Annotated in this window: 18 protein-coding genes, 1 tRNA gene and 1 pseudogene; 18 read left to right on the top strand and 2 right to left on the bottom strand. The window is 74.1% G+C overall.

Features of this window, described 5'->3' with window-relative positions:
- The first annotated feature begins 49 nt into the window (after nucleotides 1–49).
- From recN to WIS52_RS04310, 5 genes are all read left to right on the top strand, one after another.
- Nucleotides 50–1,897 (top strand): DNA repair protein RecN, encoded by a 1,848-nt coding sequence (gene recN / locus WIS52_RS04330; protein ID WP_349296757.1) that lies wholly within the window; start codon nucleotides 50–52, stop codon nucleotides 1,895–1,897.
- Between the two features lie 121 nt (nucleotides 1,898–2,018).
- Nucleotides 2,019–3,191: a putative cytokinetic ring protein SteA gene (steA, locus tag WIS52_RS04325; protein WP_349296756.1), complete on the top strand. Its 1,173-nt coding sequence runs from the start codon at nucleotides 2,019–2,021 to the stop codon at nucleotides 3,189–3,191.
- Nucleotides 3,188–4,246 carry a copper transporter gene (locus WIS52_RS04320; RefSeq protein WP_349296755.1) on the top strand — a complete coding sequence of 353 codons (1,059 nt, stop codon included), beginning with the start codon at nucleotides 3,188–3,190 and terminating at the stop codon, nucleotides 4,244–4,246. Before steA ends, WIS52_RS04320 begins: the two co-directional genes overlap by 4 nt.
- Before the next feature lie 6 nt (nucleotides 4,247–4,252).
- Nucleotides 4,253–6,034, top strand: a complete 1,782-nt coding sequence (locus WIS52_RS04315; RefSeq protein WP_349296754.1) for a CTP synthase — start codon at nucleotides 4,253–4,255, stop codon at nucleotides 6,032–6,034.
- A gap of 159 nt (nucleotides 6,035–6,193) precedes the next feature.
- Nucleotides 6,194–6,832, top strand: coding sequence for an NUDIX hydrolase (locus WIS52_RS04310; RefSeq protein ID WP_349296753.1), 639 nt, complete (start codon nucleotides 6,194–6,196; stop codon nucleotides 6,830–6,832).
- A 20-nt stretch (nucleotides 6,833–6,852) separates the two neighbouring features.
- Here WIS52_RS04310 and WIS52_RS04305 read toward each other — a convergent pair whose 3' ends face one another.
- Complete coding sequence (locus WIS52_RS04305; protein ID WP_349296752.1) at nucleotides 6,853–7,695, bottom strand: DUF1707 domain-containing protein; 843 nt, start codon at nucleotides 7,693–7,695, stop codon at nucleotides 6,853–6,855.
- 43 nt (nucleotides 7,696–7,738) lie between these two features.
- Between WIS52_RS04305 and WIS52_RS04300 the strand changes: the two genes are divergently transcribed.
- The 13 genes and pseudogenes from WIS52_RS04300 to WIS52_RS04240 all read left to right on the top strand — a co-directional run bounded on the left by WIS52_RS04300 (nucleotide 7,739) and on the right by WIS52_RS04240 (nucleotide 18,782).
- Nucleotides 7,739–8,731, top strand: a complete 993-nt coding sequence (locus tag WIS52_RS04300; protein ID WP_349296751.1) for an LLM class F420-dependent oxidoreductase — start codon at nucleotides 7,739–7,741, stop codon at nucleotides 8,729–8,731.
- Nucleotides 8,732–8,753: 22 nt separating this feature from the next.
- Nucleotides 8,754–9,677, top strand: coding sequence for a site-specific tyrosine recombinase XerD (locus tag WIS52_RS04295; RefSeq protein ID WP_349296750.1), 924 nt, complete (start codon nucleotides 8,754–8,756; stop codon nucleotides 9,675–9,677).
- Nucleotides 9,678–9,769: 92 nt separating this feature from the next.
- Nucleotides 9,770–10,447 carry a DUF4097 family beta strand repeat-containing protein gene (locus WIS52_RS04290; protein WP_349296749.1) on the top strand — a complete coding sequence of 226 codons (678 nt, stop codon included), beginning with the start codon at nucleotides 9,770–9,772 and terminating at the stop codon, nucleotides 10,445–10,447.
- Nucleotides 10,448–10,664: 217 nt separating this feature from the next.
- Entirely contained in the window at nucleotides 10,665–11,558 is an 894-nt protein-coding gene (locus tag WIS52_RS04285; protein ID WP_349296748.1) for a ParA family protein, read from the top strand.
- A gap of 5 nt (nucleotides 11,559–11,563) precedes the next feature.
- Nucleotides 11,564–12,403 (top strand): annotated as a pseudogene (locus WIS52_RS04280) (segregation and condensation protein A); the annotation flags it as partial.
- A gap of 178 nt (nucleotides 12,404–12,581) precedes the next feature.
- Nucleotides 12,582–13,598, top strand: a complete 1,017-nt coding sequence (gene scpB, locus WIS52_RS04275) for an SMC-Scp complex subunit ScpB (RefSeq protein ID WP_349296747.1) — start codon at nucleotides 12,582–12,584, stop codon at nucleotides 13,596–13,598.
- A gap of 5 nt (nucleotides 13,599–13,603) precedes the next feature.
- Complete coding sequence (locus WIS52_RS04270; RefSeq protein ID WP_349296746.1) at nucleotides 13,604–14,365, top strand: pseudouridine synthase; 762 nt, start codon at nucleotides 13,604–13,606, stop codon at nucleotides 14,363–14,365.
- Nucleotides 14,365–14,727 (top strand): chorismate mutase, encoded by a 363-nt coding sequence (gene aroH, locus WIS52_RS04265; RefSeq protein ID WP_349296745.1) that lies wholly within the window; start codon nucleotides 14,365–14,367, stop codon nucleotides 14,725–14,727. The genes WIS52_RS04270 and aroH overlap by 1 nt, the downstream gene beginning before the upstream one ends.
- 26 nt (nucleotides 14,728–14,753) lie before the next feature.
- The gene (gene cmk / locus WIS52_RS04260; protein WP_349296744.1) at nucleotides 14,754–15,491 is read left to right on the top strand and encodes a (d)CMP kinase; all 738 of its coding nucleotides are present in this window, start codon (nucleotides 14,754–14,756) and stop codon (nucleotides 15,489–15,491) included.
- 17 nt (nucleotides 15,492–15,508) lie between these two features.
- Nucleotides 15,509–16,171 carry a lysophospholipid acyltransferase family protein gene (locus WIS52_RS04255; protein ID WP_379612295.1) on the top strand — a complete coding sequence of 221 codons (663 nt, stop codon included), beginning with the start codon at nucleotides 15,509–15,511 and terminating at the stop codon, nucleotides 16,169–16,171.
- 65 nt (nucleotides 16,172–16,236) lie between these two features.
- On the top strand, nucleotides 16,237–17,649 hold the full coding sequence (der, locus tag WIS52_RS04250) for a ribosome biogenesis GTPase Der (RefSeq protein ID WP_379612293.1): 1,413 nt from the start codon (nucleotides 16,237–16,239) through the stop codon (nucleotides 17,647–17,649).
- A gap of 6 nt (nucleotides 17,650–17,655) precedes the next feature.
- Entirely contained in the window at nucleotides 17,656–18,648 is a 993-nt protein-coding gene (locus tag WIS52_RS04245; protein WP_349296796.1) for a zinc-binding dehydrogenase, read from the top strand.
- A 60-nt stretch (nucleotides 18,649–18,708) separates the two neighbouring features.
- A tRNA-Pro gene (locus WIS52_RS04240) sits at nucleotides 18,709–18,782 on the top strand.
- A gap of 372 nt (nucleotides 18,783–19,154) precedes the next feature.
- On the opposite strand, the gene WIS52_RS04235 is transcribed toward WIS52_RS04240, so the two are convergent.
- The gene (locus tag WIS52_RS04235; RefSeq protein WP_349296742.1) at nucleotides 19,155–20,258 is read right to left on the bottom strand and encodes an erythromycin esterase family protein; all 1,104 of its coding nucleotides are present in this window, start codon (nucleotides 20,256–20,258) and stop codon (nucleotides 19,155–19,157) included.
- Nucleotides 20,259–20,265: the final 7 nt, after the last annotated feature.

The raw sequence follows: 20,265 nt of genomic DNA, 5'->3' as shown, positions 1-20,265 counted from the left end.
CGCGTGTCGGCGACGGAATCTGTCGGGGTTCGAACGTATGGTCCCCCACATGTTGGCCGAGATGCGGATCCAGGGCCTCGGTGTGATCGACGATGCGACCCTGGAGCTGGACCCGGGCCTCACCGTGCTCACCGGGGAGACGGGCGCCGGGAAGACGATGGTCGTGACCGGGCTGAACCTGCTCGGTGGCGGGCGCGCCGAGTCGTCCCGGGTGTCCGCCGGGGCGAAGCGCGCGGTCGTCGAGGGCCGGTTCGCCGCCTCGGCGGGCGCGCGCGAGCTGGTGGAGGAGGTGGGGGCCGAGCCGGACGACGACGGCACGGTGATCGCCGCCCGCACCGTCTCCGCCGATGGCCGGTCCCGCGCCCACCTGGGCGGGCGCTCGGTGCCGGTCGGTGTGCTCGGCAGGCTGGCCGAGCAGCAGCTGGCCGTGCACGGGCAGAACGACCAGCTCCGGCTGTTGCGCGGCGCCGACCAGCGATCGCTGCTCGACCGCTTCGCCGGTATCGCCGTCGGGCAGCCGCTCGAGGAGTACCGCCGGGTGCGCACGGCGTGGCTGGAGGTCGTCGGCGAGCTCGCCGAGCGGCGGGACAACGCCCGCCGGCTGGCCCAGGAGTCCGACATGCTGCGGCACGGTCTCGCCGAGATCGAGGCCGTCGACCCGCAGCCGGCCGAGGACCGCGAGCTCGTCGAGCTGGCCCGCCGGATGGCCGAGGCCGACGACCTGCGCTCCACCGCGGAGAGCGCGCGGATGGCCCTGTCCGGGCCGGACGACGGTGAGATGCCGGGCGCGATCGGGCTGGCCGGCGAGGCCCGCGCGCTGGCCGAGCAGAGCGGCGATCCGGAGCTGGCCGGGCTCGGCCCCCGGCTCGCGGACGCGGTCGCGGTGCTCGCCGACGCCGCGGCCGAGCTGAGCGGCTACCTCGACCGGCTCGACGCCGATCCGGAGCGGCTGTCCCAGGTGCTCGCCCGGCAGGCCGAGCTGAAGTCGCTGACCCGCAAGTACGCCGCCGACACCGACGGTGTCCTGGAGTGGGCGCAGCGGGCCCGGGACCGCCTCGCCGGGCTGGACGTCTCCGACGAGGCGCTGGCCGGGCTGGCCGCCCGCCGTGACGAGCTGGCCGGCGAGCTGGCGGCGCACGCGACCGCGGTGACCGCGGCCCGCACGGAGGCGGCCGGCCGGTTGGCCGAAGCGACCACCGCCGAGCTGGGCGGGCTCGCCATGCGGGACGCCCGGCTGCAGGTCGAGGTCGCACCCCGCCCGGCCGGCGACGGCGGCCCGGTGCTCGTGGTCGGCGGCCGCGAGTGCCACGCGGGGTCCGGCGGCGTCGACGAGGTGGAGATCCGGCTGATCCCGCACGCCGGGTCGGTGGCGCAGCCGCTGCACAAGGGCGCCTCCGGCGGAGAGCTGTCCCGGGTGATGCTGGCCCTCGAGGTCGCCCTCGCCGGGTCCGACCCGGTCCCGACGATGGTGTTCGACGAGGTCGACGCCGGCGTCGGGGGGCGTGCCGCGGTCGAGATCGGGCGGCGGCTGGCCCGGCTCGCCGAGAGCCACCAGGTGATCGTCGTGACGCACCTGCCGCAGGTCGCCGCCTACGCCGACCGGCACCTGGTGGTGCGCAAGGCTTCCGGCGAAGGGGTGACCCGGTCCAGCGTCCAGCGGGTCGACGAGTCCGACCGGGTCGGTGAGCTCGCCCGGATGCTGGCCGGGATGGACGACACCGACACCGGGCGCGCACACGCCGAGGAGCTGCTGGCCGCGGCGACCGCGCACCGGGAGACCGACCGGGCCGGACGGGAACCGGCCGACCTCGCCGAGGCGCGGTCCCGTCGGTCCGGGGCCGCTCGCACCGGCGCCGGCCCGGCCGCCGGCACCCGCCGGCGGCGGAAGGCCGGCTGAGCCGGCCGGGGAGTCGGCCCGCGGGGTTCGCGACCCGTGGACGACCCCGGGCGGTGAAGGTCCGGCCACGCTGCGGCGTGCCTGCACCGTCCCGGGCGCCCCAGCTGTCACAGTGCCGCGCATGAAGCTCTCCGGCCTGCTGCACCGTTCCCGACCGGAGCTGCCGGGTCTGATCGGGACCGCCCGTACCGACCGTCGTACCGAGGCGCTGCTGCGCCGGCTGCGGCCCGGCGACATCGCGGTCCTCGACCAGGTCGACCTCGACCGCGCGACCGCGGACGCGCTGGTCACCGCCCGGGTCGGCGCCGTGGTGAACGCCGCGCCGTCGATCTCGGGGCGGTTCCCCAACCTCGGCCCGCAGGTACTGGTGAGCGAGGGCATCCCGCTGGTCGACGACTGTGGTCCGGAGATCCTCCGCGCGGTGCGGGACGGGGCCAGGATCCGCCTGCACGACGGGGTGATCTACTCCGGCGAGCAGCCGCTGGGCGAGGGGCGCGAGCAGACCGAGGACACGGTCGCCGACGCGCTCGCCGAGGCCAAGTCCGGCCTGACCCACCAGCTCGAGGCCTTCGCCGCCAACACCATCGAGTTCATGCGCCGGGAGCGCTCGCTGCTGCTCGACGGGCACGGCGTCCCCGATGTCGACGTCGTGATCGACGGCCGCCCGGTGCTCGTCGTCGCCGCCGGTTTCGAGCACACCGCGGTCCTTCGCCGGCTCAAGGCCTACGTCAAGGAGTACCGCCCGGTGCTGCTCGGGGTCGGCGCCGGGGCCGACGCCCTGCTCAACGCCGGGCACAAGCCGGACCTGATCGTCGCCGACCCGTCGGAGGTGTCGAACCAGGTGCTGACCGGTGGCGCCGACGTCGTCGTCCCGGCGTTCCCGGACGGGCACGCGCCCGGCCTGCACCGGGTCCAGGACCTCGGCGCGAGCGCGGTCACGTTCCCGTCCACGGCCAACCCGGAGGACCTCGCGCTGCTACTGGCCCACCACCACGGCGCCTCCATGATCGTCACGGTCGGGCTGTCGGCGTCGATGGCCGAGTTCCTCGACCGGGGCCGCTCCGGTGGCAACGCCTCGACGTTCCTGACCCGGCTGCAGGCCGGGGGGTCCGTCGTCGACGGTGCGGTGATCGCGCAGATGTTCCGGAGCCGGTCGTCGTGGGCGCCGTTACTGTTGCTCGTGCTGGCCGCGCTGGCCGCCGTCGTCGTCGCCGTGATGGTGTCCGGGGCCGGTCCGGCCGTGCTGGAGTGGGCCCAGGGGCTCATCGACACGGTGCGGACCTGGATCGCATGATCTCCCGCCGTCACCACCGCACCGCGCTCGTCGCGGTGTTCGTGCTCGCCATGGCACTCGGCGTCGTGGTCGCGACCCTCGGTGTGCCGCAACGGATCGCGGCGACCGCCACGAGCGCCGCCGGCACCGGGGAGACCGGCGAGGTCGAGGCGCTGCGGGCGGAGCGGGACCAGCTGGTCGCCCGGCTGGAGGCCGACGACGCGTTCGCCGCCCGGATCGGCCCCCGCGTCCTCGACGGGGCGCTGACCGGCGTCCCGGTCACCGTCGTCTCGATCGGCGCCGACGAGGCCGACACCCGGGCGATCGCCGAACTGATCACGGTCGCCGGCGGGACCGTCGCCGGCGACGTCGTCCTCACCCCGGCCGTCACCGATCCCGCCCGGGCCGACCAGCTGCGTGACCTGTCCGCCCGGCTGCTGCCCGCGGGCGCCCAGCTGCCCGCCTCCTCCGACGCCGGAGCGCTGGCCGGAGGCCTGCTCGGTTCCGCACTGCTGGCGCCGGGAGCCGACCCCGGGCAGGCCGGTGCGGTCGTCGCCGGGCTCGCCGCGGGCGGGTTCGCCGAGGAACCGGCCGGGACGGCGGATTCCACGGCCGCGGAGGCGCCGGTCGGTACCGGCACCGGGCAGCCGGGCACCGCGGCCGAGTCGCCGGACGGCTCCGCCCCGGGGTCGCCGGGCGGTGCCCCCGGAGCGGGAGAGCTCGCCGTCGTCGTCACCGGGGGAGCGCTGCCGGGCGTCGACGCCGGCGACGCGGCCGCCACCGCGGCCGCGCTGGCCGCCGAGCTGGACCTCCGGGGCGGTGGTGCGGTGCTGGTCGGCCGCGACGGCTCGGCCACCCCGCAGGGTGCGGTCGGCGCCGCCCGCGCGAACCCCGGGTCGCTGTCCACCGTCGACGACGTCGGTACCGGTGCGGGCCGCATCGCGACCGTGCTGGCGCTGGCCGAACGCGCGGCCGGCGACACCGGGCAGTACGGCTCCGGCGAGGGCGCGAGCGGCCCTGTCCCGGGGCCCAGGGAGGGGGCGGTGCCGGAGTCCGCGAACGGGTCGGTAGGCTGAAACTCCGTGCAGACCCGCGCCACCCGTCATCTGTTCGTCACCGGCGGGGTTGCGTCCTCGCTGGGTAAAGGCCTCACCGCGTCGAGCCTGGGCCAGCTGCTCACGGCACGCGGACTCCGGGTCACGATGCAGAAGCTCGACCCGTACCTGAACGTCGACCCCGGGACGATGAACCCGTTCCAGCACGGCGAGGTGTTCGTCACCGAGGACGGGGCCGAGACCGACCTCGACATCGGCCACTACGAGCGCTTCCTCGACCGCAACCTCAAGGGACGTGCCAACGTCACCACCGGTCAGGTGTACTCCGAGGTGATCGCCAAGGAACGCCGGGGCGAGTACCTGGGCGACACCGTGCAGGTCATCCCGCACATCACCGGTGAGATCAAGGACCGGGTGCTGGCGATGGCCGAGCCGGACGCCGAGGGGATCGCCCCGGACGTCGTCATCACCGAGGTCGGCGGCACCATCGGCGACATCGAGTCGCTGCCGTTCGTCGAGGCGGCCCGTCAGGTCCGGCACGAGGTCGGTCGCGACAACTGCTTCTTCCTGCACGTGTCGCTGGTGCCCTACCTCGCGCCGTCCGGGGAGCTGAAGACCAAGCCGACCCAGCACTCCGTCGCCGCCCTGCGCAACATCGGTATCCAGCCCGACGCGCTGGTGCTGCGCGCGGACCGGGAGATCCCGGACGCGATGAAGCGCAAGATCTCGCTGATGTGCGACGTCGAACTCGACGGCGTCGCCGCCGCCCCGGACGCGCCGTCGATCTACGACATCCCGAAGGTGCTGCACGGCGAGGGCCTCGACGCCTACGTCGTGCGCCGGCTCGGCCTGCCGTTCCGCGACGTCGACTGGACCGTCTGGGGCGACCTGCTCGACCGCGTGCACCACCCGCACGAGACCGCGACGATCGCGCTCGTCGGCAAGTACGTCGACCTGCCCGACGCCTACCTCTCGGTCACCGAGGCGCTGCGCGCCGGCGGGTTCGCCCACCACGCCAAGGTCGCGATCCGCTGGGTCCCCTCGGACACCTGCGAGACCCCTGCCGGGGCCGCCGAGGCCCTGGAGGGCGTCGACGCGGTGCTCGTGCCGGGTGGCTTCGGCATCCGCGGCATCGAGGGCAAGCTCGGTGCGATCACGCACGCCCGCACCCGGCGGATCCCCACCCTGGGGCTCTGCCTGGGCCTGCAGTGCATGGTGATCGAGACCGCGCGCAACCTCGCCGGGCTCGACGGCGCCAGCTCCTCGGAGTTCGACCCGGACACCGCGCACCCGGTCGTCTCGACGATGACCGACCAGCGCGACGTCGTCGCGGGGGAGCGGGACATGGGTGGGACGATGCGGCTCGGCGCCTACCCGGCCGTCCTGGCGCCCGGCTCGGTGGCGGCCAAGGCCTACGGGGCGAAGGAGGTCTCCGAGCGGCACCGGCACCGCTTCGAGGTCAACAACGCCTACCGGCAGAAGCTGTCCGAGGCCGGGCTGGTGTTCGGGACCTCGCCGGACGGCACGCTGGTGGAGTTCGTCGAGCTGCCGGCGTCGGAGCACCCGTTCTTCGTCGGCACCCAGGCCCACCCGGAGCTCAAGAGCCGCCCCACCCGTCCGCACCCGCTGTTCGCGGCGTTCGTGAAGGCCGCGCTGCGCTACCGGGCCGAGGACCGGCTGCCGGTCGAGCTGCCCGGGCGCAACGGCAGCGACGAGCCGGTGGTCGAGGACCCGACCGTCGAGGGGCGGGCCGCCGACGGTGTGCCGAGCTCGAACGGCGTCGCCGCGGAGAGCGCTCCCGGGGCCTGAGCCCACCGCTCCTCCCGCGAGCGGACCGTTCGTGGCGCCTGATCCCACGAACGATCCGCTCGTGCAGCGGGGAGCGCGCCGGTCGTGACCGTCCGGTCACCGGGCCGCTACTGTGCGATTCGTGATCGTCTTGCACAGTGCGACTCGGAAGCCGGCCCGATGATCCGCCCCGGCGAGCACGACTTCCCCGTCCGCTCGGCGACCGACATCTACTCGGGCCGGGTGATGGCGCTGCGCTCGGACCGCGTCGTGATGCCCGGCGGGCGCGTCGCGACCCGGGAGATCCTGGAGCACCCGGGCGCGGTCGCCGTCGTCGCGGTCGACGACCAGCAGCGGGTCCGGCTGATCCGGCAGTACCGGCACGCGGTGCGCCGCCGGCTCTGGGAGCTGCCGGCCGGGCTGCTCGACGTCGCGGGGGAGGACCCCGCGGTGACCGCGGACCGGGAGCTGACCGAGGAGGCCGGGCTGTCGGCGTCGGACTGGGCGCTGCTGCTCGACGTCGTCCCGTCACCCGGGTTCTCCGACGAGTCAGTACGGATCTTCCTCGCGCGTGACCTGTCCGAGCGGCCCCGGCCCGACATGGGCGACGACGAGGAGGCCGACATCGAGCTGCGCTGGTTCGGCATCGACGAGGCCGTCGCGATGGTGCTGTCCGGGGAGATCGTGAACGCGGTGTCCTGCGCCGGGCTGCTGGCCACCCGGATGGTGCTGTCCGGGGACATGGAACCGCGGCCCGTCGACACCGAGTGGACCGACCGGCCGGAACGCTTCGCCCGCCGACGCGACGGCGACGACTGACACCAGCGCGGCAGCGCCGCTCAGGGCCGCAGCGGGCGCCCGGCGGGGTCGTGCGGGTTCCCGGCGAGGATCACGATGCCGTCGACGAACGACCACACCGCGCCCAGCCCGAAGGTCAGGAACGTGACCACCAGCTGCGCGACGGCGAGCCCGGTGTGTCCGGAGTAGAACCGGCCGACCCCGAACGGCAGGAACAGCTGCAGCAGCCCCGCGATGATCTTCTGCTTGTCCGAGTACGGCCGGCCGGAGAAGGGCTCGCGGCCGAACGGAGCGGCCGCGTCGTAGCCGGCGTTCGGGCCGTACGCGGGCGGCCCGGGATGCGGCGGGTAGTGACCGGAGTAGGCCTGCGGGCCCTGGCCCGGCGTCCCGAACCGCTGCTCGTAGGACGGGAACCGCGGCGGGTACGGCGCGTAGCGCGGGTCCTGCTCGTAGGGCTGCTGTGCACGGTGGACGTCCGACCAGGGCGGTGCGCCCGCCCCGGCGGGGTGGGCGTCCGGGAACGGCGCGGCCGCCGGGTGGTCGTCCGGCGCCGGGAAGTGCGCCGTGCCGTGCGGCGGGTAGCCGGACGGGAACGGCGTCGCGCGGGTCGGGGTGTCGTCGTCGGCGGTGGACGCGCCCGCGGGGTCCCCGGCGCCGGCGTCCGGGGTGGACCCGGTGTCCTGCGCGCCCGGCCGGACGGCGTCCGGGTGCGGTTCGGGCAGGTCGGCGAACAGCGCCACGAGCTCCCCGGTGGTGGTCGCCGCGCGGGCGCGGCGGACCCGGTCGTCGAACGCGGCGACGTCCAGCCGGCCGGCGGTGTAGTGCCGGGACAGCGCCCGCACCGCGTCCTCCTGCTCGGCGTAACCGATCTGCCCCGACGTCATGACCCAGACGGTATCCGCACAACGGGCACTAGGCTCCCGTTCCATGCGTTTCGGACTCTTCGTTCCCCAGGGTTGGCGGCTCGACCTGGTCGGCATCGACCCCGGCGCCCAGTGGGACGTGATGCGGGGGATCGCCGAGCACGCCGACCGGGGTGACGTCTGGGAGTCGGTCTGGGTCTACGACCACTTCCACACCGTCCCCGCGCCCACCGACGAGGCCTGCCACGAGGCGTGGAGCCTGATGGCGGCCCTCGGGGCGACGACCGAGCGGGTGCGGCTCGGCCAGATGTGCACCTGCATGGCCTACCGCAGCCCCGCCTACCTCGCGAAGGTCGCCGCCACCTGCGACATCATCTCCAAGGGCCGCATCGAGATGGGCATCGGCGCCGGCTGGTACGAGCACGAGTGGCGGGCCTACGGCTACGGCTTCCCCCGCCCCGGCGAGCGGCTGGCCATGCTCGACGAGGGTGTGCAGATCTTCGCCCAGGCCTGGTCCGAGGGCCGGGCGACCCTGGACGGGAAGCACTACCAGGTGGACGGTGCCATCGTGACGCCGAAGCCGCTGCAGGACGGCGGCATCCCGATGTGGATCGCCGGGGGCGGCGAGAAGGTCACCCTGAAGATCGCCGCGAGGTACGCCCGGTACACCAACTTCGACGGCACCCTCGAGGGCTTCACGCACAAGTCCTCGGTGCTCGCCGAGCACTGCCGCGAGGTCGGGACCGACTACGACGCGATCGTCCGCTCGGCCAACTACAACGTCGCCATCGGCGCCACCGAGGCCGAGGTCGAGGACCGCCTGCAGCAGCTCGTGGCCCGGCTGGAGCCGCTCGTCGGCAAGGAGAAGGCCGAGGGCGCGCTGGGCGCGTTCCGCGGCATGCCGGGTTGTGGGACGCCCGAGCAGATCGTCGAGAAGCTCTCGGCGCTGCAGGAGCGCGGGATGTCCTATGGGATCTTCTACTTCCCGGAGGCCGCCTACGACCGGTCCGGCATCGAGATGTTCGAGCGCGAGGTCGTGCCGGCGCTGAAGGGCTGACGGGCCGAAGGGCTGAGGACCGGTGGCGACCCCGGCGCGGGTGGTCGAGGACTACCTCGGCCACCTCGCCGTCGAGCGCGGGCGGGCGGAGAACACGCTGCGCTCGTACCGGCTCGATCTCGCGCGGTACGTGGAGTACTGCGCCTCGCTCGGGCGGGACGAGCTCGGCGAGGTGCGGGAGGCCGACGTGGCCGGGTTCGTGACGGCCCTGCGCACCGGGGAACGCCCGCTCGCGGCCTCGTCGGCGGCCCGGGCCCTGGCCGCGGTCCGCGGCCTGCACCGGTTCGCGGTGGTCGAGGGCCTGGTGGGTGCCGACGTGGCGGCCGGGGTCTCGCCGCCGTCGCTGCCGTCGACGCTGCCGTCGGCGCTGTCGGTGGACCAGGTCGACCAGCTGCTGGCCGGGTGCGTCGCCGACGGACCGACCGGGCTGCGGGACCGGGCGCTGCTGGAGCTGCTCTACTCCACCGGCGCCCGGATCTCCGAGATCGTCGGCGCCGACCTCGACGACCTGGACGTCGAGGCCCGGACGATCCTGCTGCACGGCAAGGGGAACAAGCAGCGGATCGTGCCGGTCGGGCGCCCCGCGCTGGGGGCGGTCGAGGCGTACCGGGTGCGCGCCCGCCCGGACCTCGCCGGGCGCGGGTCCGGAGGCCCGGCCCTGCTGCTCAACGCGCGCGGCGGCCGGCTGTCGCGGCAGAGCGCCTGGCACGTGCTCCGCTCGGCCGCCGAGGCCTCGGGGCTGCCGCCGGAGACCGTCGCGAGCATCTCTCCGCACACACTGCGGCACTGCTTCGCCACCCACCTGCTCTCCGGCGGCGCCGACGTCCGGGTGGTCCAGGAGCTCCTCGGCCACGCCAGCGTGGCGACCACCCAGATCTACACCCACGTCACCGTCGACACCCTGAAGGAGGTCTACGCCACCTCGCACCCCCGCGCGCGCGGGTGATCAGGTTCTCGGCGCGGATCCGGCCACGGGGGTGGCCGTTCTCGCGCCCGGATCGCGATCGCCTCTCGGCATGGGACTACGGTCCGGGGTCGATGCGATACCGATGGTGGGTCCTCGGAGCTGTGGTGGGGTTGCTGGCCGGGTGCGGCGCGACCGGGGCGGAGCAGCGGGACGACGTCACCGAGCAGATCGACGGGGCGGTCTCCCGGGTCGAGGTCGACTCCGACGCCGGGAACCTGCGCCTCGTCGCGGGCACGCAGGCCCGGGTCGAGCAGGACCTGCGCTGGACCGGCGACGCCCGGCCGGAGGTCACGCACCGGCTCGACGGCGAGGTCCTGCGGGTCGAGGCGCGCTGCCCGGACCGGGGCTCGGACCGCTGCCAGGCCGGGCTGGTGATCACGGTCCCGGAGGCGTCGTCGTCGCGGGCCGAGCTGTCCGCGGGTGCGATCGAGATCGAGGGCCTGACCGGTGAGCACGAGGTCCGGACCTCCGCCGGCGGGGTGCAGGGCCGTGGGCTCGGCCCGGGCTCGGTGACCGCGGAGTCGAGCGCCGGGTCGGTCGACCTCACCTTCGTCGCCGCGGCGCCGGAGGTCACGGCCGAGTCGAGCGCCGGCAGCGTCGACGTCCGGGTGCCCGACGGACAGGACTACGCGGTCGACGCCGAGACGACGGCGGGGCAGACGCGCGTCGAGCTCGCGGACACGCCGGGTGCGCCACACCGGATCACCGCCCGGTCCTCGGCCGGCGGGGTGACGGTCGGGCACGGCTGAGGCGCGGCGCGGCGGTCCGGGGAACGGAGCCGACGCGGTCGCAGCGACCGGGCGGCCCGCGACACGCCCGGGACCCGGGTGCCAGGGGTCCCCAGCGGCCGCCGGTAAGGTGACCTGCACATCACGTGGGGGGCGTTCCCACCGTGCGGGTCGGGAAGCAGCGCCCGTCGAGGACCCACGACCCGGTACGGCACCCCACGACGAGACCGGAGACCGCATGAACCCGACGCGGCCGGAACCCCAGAACCGGCTCGACGACCCGGCCGATGAGCAGACGTCGGACCCGGGGCGAAATACTCACCGCACGAGTCCGCGTGCGCCCGAGCCGTCGGCCGTCGAGGTGCACGGCCCGGCCCGCGTGATCGCCGTGGCGAACCAGAAGGGCGGCGTCGGCAAGACGACGTCGACGATCAACCTCGGGGCCGCGCTCGCCGAGTACGGCCGCAGGGTGCTGCTCGTCGACTTCGACCCGCAGGGTGCGCTGTCGGTGGGCCTCGGCGTGCAGCCGCACCAGCTCGAGGCGACGGTCTACAACCTGCTCATGGAGCGCGACACCGACCCGGCGGAGGTCCTGCAGGACACCGGCGTCGAGAACATGGACCTGCTCCCGTCGAACATCGACCTGTCGGCGGCCGAGGTGCAGCTGGTCACCGAGGTCGGCCGGGAGCAGGCGCTCGGCCGGTCGCTGAAGCGGTTCCTGCCCGACTACGACGTCGTCCTCATCGACTGCCAGCCGTCGCTCGGCCTGCTCACGATCAACGCGCTGGCCTGCGCCGACGCGGTCCTGGTGCCGCTGGCCTGCGAGTTCTTCTCGCTGCGCGGGGTCGCGCTGCTGATGGACACCATCGACAAGGTCCGGGACCGGCTCAACCCGGACCTAGACCTGCTCGGCGTGCTCGCCACCATGTACGACACCCGGACGCTGCACACCCGTGAGGTGCACGAGCGGGTCGTCGAGGCGTTCGGCGACAAGGTGTTCGACGCCGTCATCAACCGCACGATCAAGTTCCCGGAGACCACGGTCGCCGGCGAGCCGATCACCCAGTGGGCGCCGACGTCGTACGCGGCGGACTCCTACCGGATGCTGGCGCGCGAGGTCATCGCCCGGTGACGCTGCTGGCGGACGGGCCGGGCGATGTTCCGGAGACGCTCGACGAGACCGACGTCGCGACCCCGCGGTCGCGCCGGTTCACCGTCCGGCTGGCGAACTTCGAGGGCCCGTTCGACCTGCTGCTGCAGCTGATCGGCAAGCACGAGCTCGACGTCACCGAGATGGCCCTGCACAAGGTCACCGACGACTTCATCGCGCACCTCACCGACCTCGGCGACGACGCGGACCTGGACGAGACCACCGAGTTCCTCGTCGTCGCGGCGACCCTGCTCGACCTCAAGGCCGCCCGGCTGGTGCCCGGCGCCGAGGTCGAGGACGCCGAGGACCTGGCCCTGCTGGAGGCCCGCGACCTGCTGTTCGCCCGGCTGCTGCAGTACCGCGCCTACAAGGAGGCGGCGCAGCTGTTCGTCGAGCTCGAGAACGGTGCGATGCGCCGGTTCCCGCGTTCGGTGGCGATCGAGGACCGCTACGCCGAGCTGCTGCCCGAGGTGCTGCTCGGGGTCGACGCGCAGGCGTTCGCCGAGCTCGCGGCCGCGGTGTTCCGGCCGCGCCCGCCCGAGGAGGTGGGCATCGACCACCTGCACGCGGTGTACGTGTCGGTGGCCGAGCACACCCAGCTGATGCGGGAGCGGCTGGCCGAGGCGGGGGAGGCGACGTTCGCGGAGCTGACCGCGGACTGCGTCGGGACCCTCGAGGTGATCGCCCGGTTCATGGGGCTGCTGGAGCTGTACCGGGAGCGCTCGGTCGCGCTGGTGCAGCCGGAGCCGTTCGCGGACCTGACCGTCACCTGGACCGCGGACCGGACCGACGACCCGGTGGCCTACGCCGCGGCGATCGAGGACGAGCGGGTCGCGGCCGAGGAGGCCGTGCGGGCCCGAAACGCGCGGAAGCGGAAGAAGAACCGCGACCCGGAGCCCGGGGCCGACACCGACACGGCCGTCGACGAGTGGGGCGACGCGGAGCCGGTCGGCGCGGACACGGACAATGACCCCGTGCACGACGACGAGAGGCCCGGAGCCGGCGGTGGTGACTGAGCCGGACGACCGGCCGGGCTCGGACGACCCGGAGGATCCGTCCGAGCTGCTGCGGCTGATCGGCCGCACCGTGCCGCGCAGTCCGCACGCCGGCGCGTTCCGCGCGACCGTCCCGGTCGAGCGACCGGCCGATGACACCGAGCCGGCCGCTGCGGTCGAGCCGGCTGATGATCCCGAGCCGGTCGAGGCCGCCGAGCCGGCAGCGGAGGCCACGCCGGCCGAGTACACCGGACCGGTCGACACGGACGTGACACCCGGCGGTGCGGCAGGCGGCCCCGGGCAGATCGACCGGGAGCGGGGCCCGGACGGCGGAGCCACGGCCGGTCCCGGTGAGGACGACGCGGCCGGGATCCCTCGTGTCGACGAGCCCGGTGGCGACGATCCGGCCGGAGCGGAGGACGAGTCCGGTGAGATGCCGGGCCTCGCCGAGGAGCCGCCCGTCACCGGCGACGAGCTCGCCGACGACACCGACCTGGAACACGCCCTCGAGGCCCTGCTGCTCGTCGTCGACTCACCCGTCGACGAGACCTCGCTGGCCACCGCGCTGAACCAGCCCGCCGCCCGCATCCGGGCGACGCTGCACCGCATGTCGCTGGCCTTGACCGCCGACGCCCGCGGCATCGACCTGCGCCGCGCGGGGGAGGGCTGGCGGTTCTACACCCGCGACCGCTACGCCCCCTACGTCGAGAAGATGCTGCTCGACGGCCAGCGCGCCCGCCTCACCCGAGCGGCGCTGGAGACCCTCGCCGTCGTCGCCTACCGGCAGCCGGTGACCCGCGCGCGGGTCGCGGCGGTCCGCGGCGTCAACTGCGACGGCGTCCTGAAGACCCTCTGGACCCGCGGCTTGGTGGAGGAGGCCGGAACCGAGGAAACCACGGGAGGGACACTGTTCCGGACCACCGAGCTGTTCCTGGAGCGGCTCGGGCTCTCCTCGGTGCAGGAGCTGCCGCCGCTGGCGCCACTGCTGCCCGACATCGATGCGATCGACGACCTGGACGGAAACTGAGCCACATGAGTACCACCCACGACCCCGACGGCGTCCGCCTGCAGAAGGTGCTGGCCCGCGCGGGCGTCGCGTCCCGGCGCGCGGCCGAGGAGCTGATCGCGCAGGGCCGCGTGCAGGTCGACGGCGTGACCGTCCGCGAGATGGGCCGCCGGATCGACCCGGAGACGGCCGTGCTGCACGTCGACGGCGCCCGGGTCACCCTGCGCGACGACCAGGTCTACCTGGCGCTGAACAAGCCCCGCGGCCTGCACTCGACGATGTCCGACGACCTGGGCCGGCCGTGCGTCGGCGACCTGCTCGCCGATCGCGTCGAGCTGATGAACGAGGCGCAGCGGCTGTTCCACGTCGGCCGTCTCGACGCCGACACCGAGGGCCTGCTGCTGCTCACCAACGACGGCGAGCTCGGCCACCGGCTGATGCACCCGTCGTACGAGGTCCCCAAGACCTACCTGGCCGAGGTCGAGGGCAAGATCGCCCGGGACCTGGGCCGGCGGCTGCGCGACGGCATCGAGCTCGACGACGGCGTCGCCACGGTGGACGCGTTCAAGCTCGTCGACATGGTGCCCGGCCGCTCCACCGTGCAGCTGGTGCTGCACGAGGGCCGCAAACACGTCGTCCGGCGCCTGCTGTCCGAGGTCGGGCACCCGGTGCAGCGCCTGGTGCGCACCGCCGTCGGCGAGGTCCGGCTCGGCAACCAGCGGCCCGGCAAGCTCCGCCCGCTGGACCGGGTCGAGGTCGGGTCGCTCTACAAGGCGGTCGGTCTCTAGTGGCGGTCCGTGCACTGCGCGGCGCGACCCAGGTCGACGCCGACGACCGCGACCAGATCCTGGACCGCTCCGCCGAGCTGGTCACGGCCGTGCTGGAACGCAACGACCTGGATCCCGACGACATCATCTCGATCTGGTTCACCGCGACCCCGGACCTGACGGCCGAGTTCCCGGCCTACGCCGCGCGGCTGCTCGGGCTGACCGACGTGCCGCTGATGTGCGCGACGGAGATCGCGGTGCCGGGCGCGCTGCCGCGGGTGCTGCGGCTGCTGGCCCACGTCGACACCCCGAAGCCGCGGGCCGACCTGCGGCACGTCTACCTGCACGGGGCACGGGCGCTGCGCACCGACCTGCCCCGGTAAGGGCCCCGTCGGACCGACCGGCGAGAATGCCGGTCGGTACTACCCGAACAACTCATGGGGGACAGGTGGCCTTGCGGGGCGTCGTCGCGATGGACGGTCCGTCCGGGACGGGCAAGTCGACCGTCTCGCGGCGGCTGGCGCAGTCCTGTGCCGCGGCCTACCTGGACACCGGTGCGATGTACCGGGCCGCGACGCTGGCGGTGCTGCGCGCCGGGCTCGGCGAGGACGCGCCGGCCGGGGAGATGACCGAGGTCGCGACCGGGGCGCGGATGGAGTCCGGCACCGACCCGTCGTCACCGACCATCACCCTCGACGGCGACGACGTGTCCGCCGAGATCCGCGGGCCGGAGGTGACCGGCCTGGTGTCGGCGGTCTCCGCGCTGCCGGACGTGCGCACCCGGCTGGTGGCCCGGCAGCACGCGCTGATCGAGGCCGCGGTCTCCCGCGGTGGCGGGATCGTCGTCGAGGGCCGGGACATCGGCACCGTCGTGGTGCCGGACGCGCCGCTCAAGGTCTACCTGACGGCGTCGCCGGAGGTCCGTGCGGCGCGGCGCGGGCGGCAGAACGCCCGGGCCGGCCGGGAGGCCGACCTGCACACCACCCTCGCCGACGTCGAGCGGCGGGACCGGCTCGACTCGTCGCGGCGGGTCTCCCCGCTCTACGCGGCCGCCGACGCGCTGGTGCTCGACACCGACCGGCTCTCCGCCGACGCGGTGCTGGACCGGCTGCGCGAGCTCGTCGCCGAACGGGGGCTGGACGGGTGAGCCGGTCCGGGCAGGAGATGCTGCCGCCCGGCGCGCTCGGGTGGCTGCACGACCTGGCCCGGTGGCTCGGCACCTGGATCTTCGTCCCGTTCCTGCGGGTCCGGGTGCAGCATGGGGACAGGGTTCCGGCGGACGGCCCGGTGGTGCTCGTCGCGAACCACAGCGCGTTCGTCGACGGGCCGCTGCTGTTCGGCATGATCCGGCGGCGCGTGGTGTTCCTGGTGAAGGACGAGATGTTCCGCGGTCCGCTGCGGGTGCTGCTGCCCGCGATCGGGCAGCTCCCGGTGCGGAGGGACGTCGTGGACCGGCGGCCGCTGCTCGCGGCGCAGGACGTGTTGCGCGACGGCGGCGTGGTCGCGGTGTTCCCCGAGGGCACCCGCGGTTCCGGTGAGGTCGCCGCGGCGCGGCAGGGCGCGGCCTGGCTGGCCCGCTCGGCCGGGGCGGCGCTGCTGCCGGTGGCGGTGCGCGGCACCCGTCGTCCGGACGGCGCGGGCCGGCGGTTCCGGCCGCGGGTCGACGTGCTGGTCGGCGAGCCGCTGCCCGCGCCGTCGGCACCGGGTCGCGACGGCCTGGCCGCCGCGACCACGGACGTCACCGTCGCGTTGCGGGCGCTGATAGACCAGCTGGACGAGAGAGACGAGAGGCCGGCGAGACCCGGCCGGGACGTGAGTGAGAAGTGAGCGAGAACTCCTACGGCACGGGCGGGACCGGCATCGAGATCGGCGACGCCGCCGACCGTGCTGAGATGGACCGGCTGGGGCTGGACCCGGCCGAGTTCGTGGCCGTCGACGACGAGGGGCATGTCGCCGCCGGGCTCGACCCGGACGAGGTGCTGGCCACGCCGACGCTGGCCGTCGTCGGACGCCCGAACGTCGGCAAGTCGACGCTGGTGAACCGGATCCTGGGCCGCCGCGAGGCGGTCGTGCAGGACGTGCCCGGCGTGACCCGCGACCGCGTCGTCTACGACGCACTGTGGAACGGCCGCCGGTTCAAACTGATGGACACCGGCGGCTGGGAGCCCGACGCGAACGGGCTGCAGGCCTTCGTCGCCCAGCAGGCCGACGTCGCGATGCGGACCGCGGACGCGGTGCTGCTGGTGATCGACGCGTCGGTCGGCGCGACCGCGACCGACCAGGCCGTCGCCCGGGTGCTGCGCCGCGCCGACGTGCCGGTCCTGCTGTGCGCCACCAAGGTCGACGACGACCGGCTCACCGCCGACACCGCCGAACTGTGGCGGCTCGGGCTCGGTCAGCCGCACCCGGTGTCCGGCCTGCACGGCCGGGGCTCGGGCGACCTGCTGGACGCGATCCTCGAGGTGCTGCCCGAGACCCCGCGCGACGACTTCGGTGCCGCCGGGGCCGGCCCGCGCCGTGTCGCGCTCGTCGGGAAGCCGAACGTGGGCAAGTCCAGCCTGCTCAACAAGCTGGCCGGCGAGCAGCGCTCGGTGGTGCACGACGTCGCCGGCACCACCGTCGACCCGGTCGACTCACTGGTCGAGCTGGACGGCGAGGTGTTCAAGTTCGTCGACACCGCGGGCCTGCGCAAGCGGGTCAAGATGGCGTCGGGCATGGAGTACTACGCCTCGCTGCGGACGAGCTCCGCGATCGACGCCTCCGAGGTCGCGCTGGTGCTGATCGACGCCTCCGAGCCGATCGCCGAGCAGGACCAGCGGGTGCTGACGATGGTCTCCGAGGCCGGCCGCGCCCTGGTCATCCTGTTCAACAAGTGGGACCTGGTCGACGACGACCGCCGCTACCAGCTCGAGCGTGAGCTGGAGCGCGACCTGATCAGCGTCCGCTGGGCGGAGCGGGTCAACGTCTCCGCCGCGACCGGGCGCGCCACCCAGCGGATCGCCCCGGCGCTGCGCCGCGCGCTGGCGTCGTGGGACACCCGGATCCCGACCGGCCGGCTCAACCAGTGGCTCAACGACCTGGTCGCCGCGACACCGCCCCCGGTCCGCGGCGGCAAGCAGCCCAAGATCATGTTCGCGACGCAGGCGCAGACCCGCCCGCCGACGTTCGTGCTGTTCACCAGTGGCTTCCTCGAGGCCGGCTACCGCCGGTTCATCGAGCGCAGGCTGCGCGAGGAGTTCGGGTTCGGCGGCTCGCCGATCCGGCTGTCCGTGCGGGTGCGGGAGAAGCGCCCGCGCAGGAAGTGAGTGCGTATGCAGGCACTGCGTGGTGGGCACGGACCGCAGTGGAAGCTCCTCCAGGACGTCCCGGTTCCTGAGCCCGGCCCGGGCGAGCTCCTGGTCCGGGTGCGGGCGGCCGGGCTGAACCGGGCCGACCTGCTGGCGCTGGGCGGCGGCTACCCGGTCCCGCACGCCGACGACGACGGCACCTTCACCGCCGGCATGGAGCTGGCCGGTGAGGTCGTCGCCGCCGGCCCGGGCACCGCGGGCCGCGGCCTCGGCGACCGGGTCTTCTGCACCGGTGCGGGGGCGTTCGCCGAGTACGCGGTCGTCGACGCCCGGCGCGCGCTGCCGGTCCCGTCCGGTCTGTCGTGGACGGACGCCGCCGCACTGCCGGTGGCGCTGGAGACCGTGCACGACGCGCTGGTGACCCAGGCCGGGTTCACCGGCTCCGGCTCGGTGCTGGTGCTGGGCGGGACGACGGGTGTCGGCCAGGTCGCGATCCGGCTCGCGTCGGCGCTCGGGGCGTCCCCGGTCCTGGCGACGACGACGTCGGCGGCCAAGGCCGACGCGCTCGCCGCCGCCGGTGCGACTCCGCTGGTCGGGACCTCCGATCTCGCCTCGTCCCTGTTGTCCCTGACCGACGGATCGGGTGTCGACGTGGTGCTCGACCTCGTCGGCGGCGAGTACCTCGCCGCCGCGCTGGCCGGGATGCGGATCGGCGGCGTCGCGATCCAGATCGGCCGGCTGGCCGGGCCTCCGTCCACCTTGGACCTGAACACGCTGGCGTTCCGGCGGCTGCGGTTGATCGGGACGACGTTCAGCGTGCGGTCCGCGGACGAGCGGGCCGCGGTCGCCGGGGCCGTCGGGTCCGGGGTGCTCGACCTCGTCGGGGACGGGCGGGTGCGGGCGACCGTCGACCGCGTCGTGCCGTTCGACCAGGGGGTTTCCGGGGCCGAGTACCTGCGTTCCGGGGGAGCGGTCGGGAAGGTCGTGCTCGACCTGAACGGGGCTTCTGTGGGGTGAGGCCCCCGGTGGAGTGGGGGACCGCGTGGGGTAGTCTTGCGGAGCCCCGCGAGGGGTGGCCGGGACGTGGCGCAGCTTGGTAGCGCACTTGACTGGGGGTCAAGGGGTCGCAGGTTCAAATCCTGTCGTCCCGACAGGCCGATCATCAGCCCGCTGAACTGGAACTCCACCAGGTCAGCGGGCTGTTTAGTTGTCCGGGTCGTGATGTTGGTGAGGATCATCCCGCGGCCTCCGGCCGTCGCGAGGCGCGGCACCTGGTCGATCCAGCTCTGCGCACCTCCGACTTCGATTGCCGTTGCCGGGTGGTCGGGTCCATCCACCGCACACGAGCGCGGTACTGCTGAGCGCTGTTCGGCCGGCGCTCCACGTCGCCGCGGATCGAGACACCGAGCGGCAGGCCATGATCCGGCGGAGCCATCACGCAGCCCTGCCGGGGTCGACCCGTCGGCTCCGCAACCAGGTCTCGACGTCGGCAGCCGAGTACATCGTCACGCGGGCGTACTAGGCTATCGATGGAAGGCTGGTTGCGGGATCATTGGGCCGATGCGCTCGACGTGGATGATGCCGTCGACGTCACCAAGGTGGTCGGGGTCGAAGCCGACATAGCCTTGGTCGGTGGTCGTGTCCGTGCGCGGGGCCAGCTTTCGGCCGGCCGCCTGCAGCGCGGTGCCGAGCCGTCGGGCGTCGACCAGGACCGGGCCTTCGGTGATCGCGTCCAGCTCCCCCTCGAGCGTGTCTGCCGCGGGCGCCTCGAGCCCGCGTTCCGGGCCTCGGCCGACTGTCATCGCCACCCAGACGTAGCGCTCCCCGAGCCGAGTGGCAACGATCGACCCGGCGCTCCACCAGCGCATCGCCTCGGTGAACGGCTCCCACTCGAGCTGCATGGTGCTGGGCCAGCGTTGCAGGTGGCTGTTGTGCGCGAAGAGCAGCGTCGGTCCGCGGTCGAGCTCCTCCTCGCCGAGTGTGATCAGGTTCGCCGCCATCATCGCGTCGCGCTGGCCGCTGAGCCGGCTCATGCGCCGCGGGGAGTCCTCGGCCATCGTCGCGTGGTAGCGCAGCAGCCATGCGGCCGAGCGAGCGTGCAAGCGGGCCCTGTTCCACGCCGTCGCTGACGTGGCCGCGACCAGGTGCGGGGACTCGGAGTCGAGCAGTCCGAGCATCTCCTCGGCGAGGAGGCGCAGCTCGACTGCCTCGGCAGTGCGGCCGATCGAGTCGTGCGCGTTCGTCATCGCCTCGAAGCTGGTCCAGCGGTCATCCTCGCCGAGCAGCCGGTCGATCGTGGTCGCGTCGGCAGGCAGCAGGTCTGGGTCATCGAGGTGCGAGGCGAGGTAGTCATGCGCGGTGAGCAGTGTTGCGCGCGGGGGCGGCGTCCGGGTGAGCTCGGTCGGGGCGTCGATACCGAGGAACCTCAGCCGGTCTACCGGGTCGCGCTCGGCGTTCCAGCGCCGCATCCACGACACCAGCTCACGGTTGGACGGAGCGGCGCCCAGGTCGTGGCTGAACCCGGCGGTCATGATCTCGTCGAGTTCGCCTGGACCGCCGGCCACGTAGTCGTCGACGGTGAGCGCGGCCAGGCAGTCGCCTGCGTGTGGCTGAGAGACCTGGTCCAAGCCTCAA

This window comes from Pseudonocardia nematodicida (assembly GCF_040105385.1).
Taxonomy (GTDB): domain Bacteria; phylum Actinomycetota; class Actinomycetes; order Mycobacteriales; family Pseudonocardiaceae; genus Pseudonocardia; species Pseudonocardia nematodicida.
Note: the sequence above shows the minus strand (reverse complement) of the source record. Positions and strands in the feature narration are given on the sequence as shown.